This is a genomic window from Variovorax sp. P4_D9 (assembly GCF_056401695.1).
Window position 1 is genome coordinate 1 of record NZ_JBFUIU010000340.1, and the last position, 9,383, is coordinate 9,383.

General features: G+C 69.2%; 9 protein-coding genes. 5 read left to right on the forward strand and 4 right to left on the reverse strand.

Annotation, left to right across the window (positions count from 1 at the left end):
• The 5 genes from AC1DY5_RS29865 to sorU all read left to right on the forward strand — a co-directional run.
• Positions 1-476 (forward strand): hypothetical protein (locus AC1DY5_RS29865; protein ID WP_478117329.1); only part of this gene is annotated, 476 nt, incomplete at its 5' end.
• A gap of 16 nt (positions 477-492) precedes the next feature.
• Positions 493-1,593: a glycosyltransferase family 2 protein gene (locus tag AC1DY5_RS29870; protein ID WP_478117331.1), complete on the forward strand. Its 1,101-nt coding sequence runs from the start codon at positions 493-495 to the stop codon at positions 1,591-1,593.
• Between the two features lie 121 nt (positions 1,594-1,714).
• Positions 1,715-2,908 carry a rhodanese-like domain-containing protein gene (locus tag AC1DY5_RS29875; RefSeq protein WP_478117332.1) on the forward strand — a complete coding sequence of 398 codons (1,194 nt, stop codon included), beginning with the start codon at positions 1,715-1,717 and terminating at the stop codon, positions 2,906-2,908.
• 44 nt (positions 2,909-2,952) lie between these two features.
• Positions 2,953-4,167 (forward strand): SorT family sulfite dehydrogenase catalytic subunit, encoded by a 1,215-nt coding sequence (gene sorT, locus AC1DY5_RS29880; protein WP_478117334.1) that lies wholly within the window; start codon positions 2,953-2,955, stop codon positions 4,165-4,167.
• A gap of 5 nt (positions 4,168-4,172) precedes the next feature.
• A complete protein-coding gene (gene sorU, locus AC1DY5_RS29885; protein WP_478117336.1) occupies positions 4,173-4,496 on the forward strand; it encodes a SorU family sulfite dehydrogenase c-type cytochrome subunit in 324 nt (107 codons plus the stop codon).
• A 13-nt stretch (positions 4,497-4,509) separates the two neighbouring features.
• Here the strand turns inward: sorU and pgi are convergent, their stop codons facing one another.
• The 4 genes from pgi to AC1DY5_RS29905 all read right to left on the reverse strand — a co-directional run.
• Positions 4,510-6,105: a glucose-6-phosphate isomerase gene (gene pgi, locus AC1DY5_RS29890; protein WP_478117338.1), complete on the reverse strand. Its 1,596-nt coding sequence runs from the start codon at positions 6,103-6,105 to the stop codon at positions 4,510-4,512.
• Positions 6,106-6,165: 60 nt separating this feature from the next.
• Positions 6,166-7,629, reverse strand: coding sequence for a glucose-6-phosphate dehydrogenase (gene zwf / locus AC1DY5_RS29895; RefSeq protein WP_478117340.1), 1,464 nt, complete (start codon positions 7,627-7,629; stop codon positions 6,166-6,168).
• 50 nt (positions 7,630-7,679) lie between these two features.
• Complete coding sequence (gene eda, locus AC1DY5_RS29900) at positions 7,680-8,309, reverse strand: bifunctional 4-hydroxy-2-oxoglutarate aldolase/2-dehydro-3-deoxy-phosphogluconate aldolase (protein WP_478117342.1); 630 nt, start codon at positions 8,307-8,309, stop codon at positions 7,680-7,682.
• Positions 8,306-9,383, reverse strand: a 1,078-nt coding sequence (locus AC1DY5_RS29905; RefSeq protein ID WP_478117344.1) for a dihydroxy-acid dehydratase domain-containing protein, incomplete at its 5' end; no start/stop codon positions are given. The genes eda and AC1DY5_RS29905, both read right to left, overlap by 4 nt.

Consider the following 9,383-nt stretch of genomic DNA (forward strand, 5'->3'; position numbering starts at 1 on the left):
TCGGGGCGTCGGTCATTCCCAACCTGCCGCTGCCGGGCGACCTGAACATCTGGAGCGGCTGGCGGCCGGCCGCCGAGCAGGTCGACCGGGTCGTCGCGGCCGAACGTGCCCAGGGGCGCCGGGCCTTCGTCTTCTCGCCGAACTACAAGACCAGCTCGTTGATCTGGTTCCACCGGCCGAGCCAGGAACGGACCTACGCGCAGGACATCTTCGGTCGCAAGGCACTCGAGTACGACTACTTCCCGCATTCCGAGGATCTGGTCGGCGCCACCGGCTTCCTAGTGCTGTCGGACCAGGCGCAATCGGCGCTCGATCTGGCCGCGCTGCGTCCCCTGTTCGAGACCCTGGAGCGCGTCGAGGAGGTGCAGGTCGGCGCGCTCGGCCGAACCACGCGGCGCATCGAGATCTGGCGCGGCACGGGCTACCGCGGGGCCCCTTCTCCCGGCCCGATGCAACAACAAGACGCCAGTCCCTGAGCCAGCCAGAATTTCCATGCCACAACTGTCCATCATCATTCCCACGTTCAATGAAGTCCAGAATGTCACCGAGTTGCGCGACCGCGTTGCCGTCGCGTTGGCCGGAAGGGATTGGGAGCTGATCTTCGTCGATGACGACTCCCGCGACGGCACGGCCGACGCGGTGCGCAAGATGGCGCAAGCCGATGGGCGCGTGCGCTGCCTGCACCGCATCGGCCGCCGCGGCTTGGCGTCGGCCTGCATCGAGGGCATGCTGGCCGCGTCGTCGCCGCTGGTGGCCGTGATGGATGGCGACCTGCAGCACGACGAGCGCCTGCTGGCCTCGATGGCCGATGCCCTCGAGGCCGACCCGCAACTCGACATCGTGGTCGGGAGCCGCTACGTCGGCGGCGGCGGAACCGGCGACTGGGACGCCTCGMGCGCCAAGATGAGCCGTTTGGCGACGCGCCTTAGCGCGATGGTGCTCAAGGCCGACCTGAAGGATCCGATGAGCGGCTTCTTCATGACCCGCCACACCGTGGCGCTGCGCTGCATCCGGGAAGGCATGTCCGGCGTGGGCTTCAAGATCCTGCTCGACCTGTTCGCGAGTTCGCCCGAGCCCCTGCGCTTCAAGGAACTGCCCTACGAGTTCCGCAATCGATTCGCCGGCGAGAGCAAGCTGGACATCAACGTGGCGTGGGAATACCTGATCATGTTGCTAGACCGGATGCTGGGCGGCATCGTGCCGGTCCGATTCATCGGCTTCGCACTGGTCGGGGGCTTCGGCCTGCTGGTGCACTTGGCGGTGCTCGGCGTGTCGTTCAAGGGACTGGGCCTGCAATTCGTGCTGGCGCAGGGCCTGGCCACGGTGGTGGCCATGACCAGCAATTTTCTGCTCAACAACATACTGACCTACCGCGACTTGCGGTTGCGCGGCTGGCGCATGCTCAGCGGATGGCTGTCGTTCTCGCTGGCCTGCAGCGTGGGCGCGCTGGCCAACGTGGGCGTGGCGGGGTGGCTGTTTTCGCAGCGGCCGGATTTCTGGCTCGCCTCGGCCATTGCCGGCGTGCTGGTCGGCACTGTGTGGAACTATGCCGTGACCATGGTCTACACGTGGAAGAAGCCGCGCTCCGCCTGAGCCTCGGGACGCGCGCGGCGCACCGCGCGTCCCCGCCAACCAAAAGAGAGAACTTTGGACGTACTTGCTCAGTCGTATCCGACAGTTTCATACTTTGCTACTAGCATCATTTGGAATTTCGATGAGCAATTGTTTTGCAGCGGGGGGCTCCACCCCTGCGCGCTGGGCTGGCAGCCTGGCGCTGGTGGCATCGGTGCTTGTGGCGACGGCTGTGAACGCGCAGGTCAAGGTGCTCGTGAATCCGGGTGACCAGGGCGAGCAATCGCGTGGCGCCACCATGAGCGTCTGGCGCAACGTCATGGAGCAGGCACTGCGCAAGGAGCGCATCTCCGATGTTGCCATCACCGGGTCCGCCGACATGACGGCCGACCTGAGCGCCACGCGTGCGCGGCTGCCTGACGTGGTGGTGGGGCCGGCCCATCTCATCGGCTCCGCCGTGCGCTACGGCTACGCGCCCGTGGCCGCCGTGGAGGGCAGCTCGCAAGCGGTGCTGGTGGTTCCCGCCAACAGCCCTATCGGCAACTTCCAGCAGTCCGCCGGCACGCGCCTGGGCCTGCCGCTGCAGGACAGCCTGGTGACCTACCTCCTGCGCGGTGAGGCGGTGGCGGCGAACACCACGATGAAGAGGCACTTCCGCGACTTCTACGAGACGCGCTATCAGGACGCGCTGCTGGTCTGTCTCCAGATCGGCCGTTGCGACGTCGTCGGCGTCGAGAAGTCGACCTTCGACAGGTGGGTTGCCGGCGGCGCGGCGGTGAGGACTGTGATGGCGTCGCGCGAGGTGCCGGGCCTCGGCATCGCGGTCAAGGACGGCGCCAAGGTCTCGGCCGACGTGCTGCGTGCGGACCTTGGCGACGCCGCGTCGGGCACCCGGACCACGCGGGTGTCCGCAGAGGACTTCATCTATGTCTCGACCCTGGGCTACTTCACGCCGCGCGAGCTCAAGGGCGCCAAGGTGGTCGATGCCAAGACCGTCGCGGCCATGCTGTCGGCCGGAAAGGCGAGGTACATCGACACCCGCAATGCCGCGGAGTTCAAGGAAGGGCACGTCCCGGGCGCGGTGCTGGTTCCCTATGTCGAGAAATCGGCCAAGGATCCGGACTTCACGGCCGGCGTCGACGAGTTCAACCTGGCCGCGCTGGGTGCCGACCGCGGCGCCGAACTGGTCTTCGGCTGCAACGGGCCTGAGTGCTGGAAGAGCCACAAGGCCAGCATCGCGGCGATCAAGGCCGGCTACACGAACGTGAACTGGTTCCGCGGCGGCCTGCCCGAGTGGCGCGCAGCCGGGCTGGCCGTGGACACGGTGGCCAAGTAGCCCTCGGGCGCTCCCCTCATTCATTCTGCGAAAGAGCCCTTCCCATGACAGATATCCCGTTCGCGCCCGATCCGATCCGCCGTGCACTGCTCACCGGAAGCGGCGCGGCTGTCGCGATGGCGGCCGCCGGCCCCTGGAGCACGGCCTTTGCCCAGGCCGCTGCGCCGCGCCCCCTGCCGGCCTTCGCGGCCTTCAAGGACGCCGGCACGATGATCGTCCACAGCGCCAACACCATCGAAATGCGCCGTGGCGCCGCCGGCAACGGCGCGCTGACCACGGTGAATCAGCTCTACGTGCGCAACAACCTGGCGCCGCCGAGCGCCGACATCGTCGCCAGGCCGGACGACTGGGTGGTGCAGATCGAGGGCGTGCGCCGGCCGAAATCGCTCAGCGTGCGTGAACTCAAGGCCATGGGCAGCGAGAGCGTGGCCATGGTCCTGCAATGCAGCGGCAACGGTCGCGGCATGTTCCCCTCCAAGCCGAGCGGCACCCCGTGGCAGACCGGCGCGGCCGGCTGCGTCATGTGGACCGGCGTGCCGGTGCGCCAACTGGCCGACGCGCTGGGCGGCGTCAGCCCGGGGATGAAGTTCATGACCGGCACCGGCGGCGAAGTGCTGCCGGCCGGCATCAGCCCCCAATCCCGGGTGGAGCGCAGCGTGCCGGGCGCCGCTATGGAAGACGCACTGCTGGCCTGGGAGCTCAACGGCCAGCCGATCCCGCTGGCGCATGGCGGCCCGCTGCGCCTGGTCGTGCCCGGATTCACCGGCGTCAACAGCATCAAGTACGTCAAGCGCGTGGCCTTCACTGCGCAAGAGAGCGACTCGGCGATCCAGCAGACCGACTACCGCATGACCCCGGCCACCGAGGCTTCGCAACGCCCCACCGACCCCTCGGTGTGGCAGATGCCGCCCAAATCGTGGATCAACACGCCGCTGGCCGCCGACACCGATCTGCGCGCGGGCAAGGAAGTGGTCGTCCGCGGCGTTGCCTTCGCGGGCGTGAATGCGGTGAGACAAGTGGACGTGTCGGTCGATGGGGGCCAGACCTGGCAGCGCGCGGCGCTGGTCGGACCCGACCTCGGCCGCTTCGCCTGGCGTCAATTCGAATTGCCGGTGAAGCTGCCGGCCGGCAAACACGTACTGGCCAGCCGCGTGACCGACGTGCGCGGCAACGTGCAGACAGAGAACCGGTTCGAGAACAAGGGCGGCTACCTGAACTCCAGCTGGCGCGACCACGCGGTCGCCGTCACGGTGGCCTGAGCGCCGTGCGCTTCGTTCGTTCATGGGGCGCCGCCCTGCTGGCCGGCCTGTGGCTGGCCGGCGCCCAGGCCCAGACGCCGTCCGAGGAGGGCCGAAAGCTCTTCCTGGGCGGCGCGGTGCCGGCCTGTGCCCTGTGCCACATGCTGAAGCATGCAGGTGCCACGGGCCAGGTCGGGCCCGACCTCGACGAACTGCGGCCGGATGCGGATCGGGTCGAGAAGGCGCTGCGCAACGGCATCGGCCCGATGCCCGCGTTCAAGTCGCTGACCGACGAGCAGATCCGCACGCTGGCGCTGTACGTGGCGACGGCGACCGGCGCGGCGCGCTGAGGCAGCCCACCGCTCAAGCGATCAAGCGCTTCATCAGCCCGGCGGTCGAGGCGTCCAGGCCCTGCGTGTCGCCGCTCTCCAGGCGCGGCAGCAGGTCGCTGCACAGCGCCTTGCCGAGCTCGACGCCCCACTGGTCGAAGCTGTTGATGCCCCACAGCGCACCGCTGGTGAAGACGCGGTGCTCGTACATGGCGATCAGCGCGCCCAGRCTGTGCGGCGTCAGGCGCTCGAGCAGCAGCGTGGTGCTYGGGCGGTTGCCGGGGAAGGTCCGGTGCCTGGCGACGATCTCCGGCGCCAGTGACCTGGCCGCGGTCGGCGCCCGCTCGGCCAGGGCCTGATCGGTGCGCTTGCCGAGCATCAACGCCTGCGCCTGCGCCAGGCCGTTGGCCAGCAGCTTGGCGTGCTGGTCGGCCAGGTCGTGCGTCGGCTGCTTGACCAGCAGGAACTCGACCGGGATCACGTCGCTCCCCTGGTGCAGCATCTGGAAGTAGGCGTGCTGGCCGTTGGTGCCGGGCTCGCCCCACACCACCGGGCTGGTCGCGAAGGGCACGGGGTTGCCGTCGAGGTCGACGCACTTCCCGTTCGATTCCATTTCCAGCTGCTGCAGGTAGGCCGGCAGCCGCTTCAGTCCCTGGTGGTAGGGCGCGACGCTGCGGCTCGTGAAGCCGTGGAAGTTGCGATACCAGACGTCGATCAGGCCCAGCAGCACCGGCAGGTTCTTCTCGAGCGGCGCCGTCGCGAAGTGCCGGTCCATCGCGTGGGCGCCGGCCAGCARTGCACGGAAGTTGTCGGYGCCGATCGCCAGCGCGATCGGCAGGCCGATGGCAGACCACAGCGAGTAGCGCCCGCCCACCCAGTCCCAGAAGCCGAAGGTGGTCGTGATGCCGAACTGGGCCGCCGCCGCGACGTTGGTGGTCGTCGCCACGAAGTGCTTCGCCGTGTCGGTGCCGCCGTGGGCCGCGAACCAGGCCTTGGCCGCATGCGCATTGGCCATGGTCTCCTGCGTGGTGAAGGTCTTGCTGGCGATCACGAACAGGGTTTCTTCCGCACGCAGGTGGCGCAGCACCGCGCTGATGTCGTGGCCGTCGACATTGGAGACGAAGTGGAAGCCGAGCTCTGGATGCGCGAAGGCCTCCAGGGCCGGCACCGCCATCTGCGGCCCGAGGTCGCTGCCGCCGATGCCGATGTTGACGATGTGGCGGATGCCGCTGGCCCGGGTGTCGCGCACCGACTCGGCGTAGCCGAGCATGGCGTCGAGCACGCCGTGCACCTCGTCGCTGAAGGGCCCCTGCCCGCGCGGCGCGCGCAGCGCGGTGTGCAGCACGGCCCGGTCCTCGGTGGTGTTGATGGCGGCGCCGGCCAGCATCGCGTCGCGCCGCTGCGCGAGCTCGCACTCGCGCGCCAGGTCGAGCAGGAGGCGCATCGACGCGGCGTCGATGCGATTCTTCGACAGGTCGGCGAACATGCCGGGAGCCTCGACCCCCAGCGCATCGAAGCGGCCGGGGTCGCGGGCGAAGGCCTCGCGCAGGTCGAAGTCTCGGCCGTGCGCGTCGTAGTGGTCGCGCAGGGCGGCCCAGGCCTGGGTTTGGTCGCAGCGGGGTGTGTGCATGGCTCGTCTCGGGTGGAAGTTTGCGGGTCGATCGGGAGGAATCGCGCGGCGTGCCCGGGTTCAGGACTCTTCCCGCCATGAGGCACCGTCGCGTCCGACCAGCGCGCTGGAAGCGGCAGGTCCCCACGATCCGGCGCTGTAGGGCCGGGGCGCCTCGCCCGAGGCGCCCCAGCCGTTCAGGATCGGCTCACACCAGCGCCAGGCGGCGTCGAGTTCGTCGCGACGCATGAACAGCGTCAGGTTGCCCCGGATCGCGTCCAGCAGCAGGCGTTCGTAGGCTTCCATCGGACGCTGCTTGAACTGCTCGGCGAAGTCCAGGTTCAGGCCGACCGGCCGGAGGTTCATGGTGTCGCCGGGCACCTTGGCCATCATGAACAGCTTGAGGCTCTCTTCCGGCTGGAGCTGGATGACCAGGCGGTTGCCCGCCGATTCAGTGCCGTTGGACGGAAAGATCGAATGCGGCACCGAGCGGAAGTTCACCACGATCTCGGCCGAGCGCTCGGCCATGCGCTTGCCGGTGCGAAGGTAGAAAGGCACGCCCGACCAGCGCCAGCTCTCGAGCTCCGCGCGGATCGCCACATAGGTCTCGGTGCCCGTGTCGGGCGGAATGCCGGCTTCCTCGAGGTAGCCCGGCACGGCATGGCCGTTGACGGTGCCGGCGCGGTACTGGCCGCGCACGGTGCGCGAGCCGACGTCGGCCTGCGTGAAGGGCGTCAGCGCCCGCAGCACCTTGAGCTTCTCGTCGCGCACCGCATCCGGATGGATCGAGGTCGGCGGCTCCATCGCCACGATGCACAGCAACTGCAGCAGATGGTTCTGCACCATGTCGCGCAGCGCGCCGGTGCGGTCGTAGAACTCGCCTCTGGTCTCGACCCCGACCTGCTCGGCGATCGTGATCTGCACGTTGCGCACCCAGGTCCGGTTCCACAGCGGCTCCAGCAGGGCATTGGCGAAGCGCAGCGCGAGCAGGTTCTGGACCGGCTCCTTGCCCAGGTAGTGATCGATGCGAAAGATCTGCGGCTCGGTGAACACGCGGCCGACGTCCTCGTTGATCCTCTGCGCCGAGGCCAGGTCGCGCCCGAGGGGCTTCTCGAGCACGACCCGCGAGTTGGCGGTGGCCAGCCCGGCTGCCGCGAGGTTCTTGCATATCGGCGCGAAGAAGTCCGGCGCGGTGGACAGGAAGAAGACCCGGACCTCGGCCGGCGAATCCTTCAATACTTCCGCCAGCGCATCGAAATCCTCGGGCGTATTCGCCTCCACCTTGGCGTAGTCGAGGCGTTCGGCGAAGGTCGCGAAGGCTGCTTCGTCCATGTCCGCGGCGGGCACGAAGCTGGCAAAGCTCGACTTCACCTTCGCGATGAAGTCGGAGCGCCCGAGCTGCTCGCGCGCCAGGCCCAGGATCCGGCCATGCGGGGGCAGGTCGCCGTCGCGGTGGCGGAAGTACAGGGCCGGCAGCAGCTTGCGCATGGCAAGGTCGCCGGTGCCGCCGAACAGCAGCAGATCGAATGAATTGACTTGGGGCATTGAAGAATCCTTGGTGGGTGTCGCCGGGTGCGCGACGTCGTCGATCGGGTTCAGGCGGCCTGGCCGAGACGCACGGTGTCGCGTGCCAGCGCGCTGATGCGGCCCCAATCGCGAGCGGCGACCGCGTCGCCCGGCGTCAGCCAGGACCCGCCGACGCAGACCACGTTGGGCAGGGCCAGAAAATCCGGCGCCGTGGTGGCGCCGATGCCGCCGGTCGGGCAGAAGCTCAACTCGGGAAAGGGCCCGCCCAGGGCCTTGAGCATGCCCACGCCGCCGGCCTGCTGCGCCGGGAAGAGCTTGAGTTCGGTGAAGCCCGCTGCGCGCGCGGCGATCACGTCCGATGGCGTCATCACGCCGGGCAGCAAAGGCAGCGAGCTGTCCCTGGCTGCCGCGATCAGCTCCGGCGTCAGGCCCGGACTGACGCCGAACAAGGCGCCGGCCTTGACCGAGGCGTCGAAGTCCTCCGGCCGCGTGATCGTTCCGACGCCGATGATCGCGCCTTCGACCTCGTTGGCGATGGCCTCGATCGCCCTCAGCGCCACCGGCGTGCGCAAGGTCAGCTCGAGCACCCGGACGCCGCCGGCCACCAGCGCGCGCGCCAAGGGCACCGCATCCTCGAGCCGGTCGATGACGATGACCGGGATCACCGGTCCGTTGCGCATGATGCTCAGGATGTTCATTTCGTGGCTCCTTGTGCAAATACAAAATGGTCGTGAACGGGCGCGACGTGTGCCGGGGTGGCCGACGTGCCGGGCTCGGCCGCGTGGAAGGTGATGGCGCCCTCCTCGGCGCCCATCGCATTGGCGCGAAATGCCGCGAACAGCTCGCGGCCCATGCCGTGGCGGGACTCGCCGAGGTCGGCGACGCCCGGCTGGCGCGACTGCCACTCGGCGGCGCCGACGCGGGCCCCGAGCACGCCGCGCTCGCYGTCCAGCACGATCAGGTCGCCGTCGCGCACCCGCGCGAGCGGCCCGCCCGCCAGGCACTCGGGCGTGACGTGGATCGCCGCGGGCACCTTGCCCGAAGCACCGGACATGCGCCCGTCGGTGACCAGCGCGACATGGAAGCCCTGGTCCTGCAGGACGCCCAGGATCGGCGTGAGCTTGTGCAGCTCGGGCATGCCATTGGCGCGCGGTCCCTGGAAGCGCACCACGGCGACGAAGTCACGCTGCAGCTCGCCACGATCGAAGGCGGCGATCACCGCCTCCTGCGTGTCGAACACGATCGCCGGCGCCTGCACCACGCGGTGCTCGAGCTTGACTGCCGAGGTCTTGATGACGGCGCGGCCGAGGTTGCCGGTGAGCAGCTTCAGCCCGCCGTCGAGGCTGAAGGGCGCCGATGCCGGCGCCAGGATGGCGGCATCGGCGCTGGCGCGCGGCGCGTCGCGCCAGGCCAGCCGGCCGGCGTCGTCCAGAACCGGCTGCTGGCGGTAGCGGGCCAGGCCGGCGCCGGCCACCGTCAAGGTATCGCCGTGCAGCAGCCCGGCGTCCAGCAGTTCGCCGATCACGTAGCCCATGCCGCCCGCGGCGTGGAACTGGTTGACGTCGGCCTTGCCGTTCGGATAGACGCGCGCCAGCAGTGGCACCGCCTCGGACAGGTCGCGGAAGTCGTCCCAGTTGATGGGGATGCCCGCGGCGCGCGCGATCGCGACCAGGTGGATCGTGTGGTTGGTCGAGCCGCCCGTGGCCAGCAGCCCGACGATGGCGTTGGCGATCGCACGCTCGTCGACCACCCGGCCGATCGGCGTGTACTCG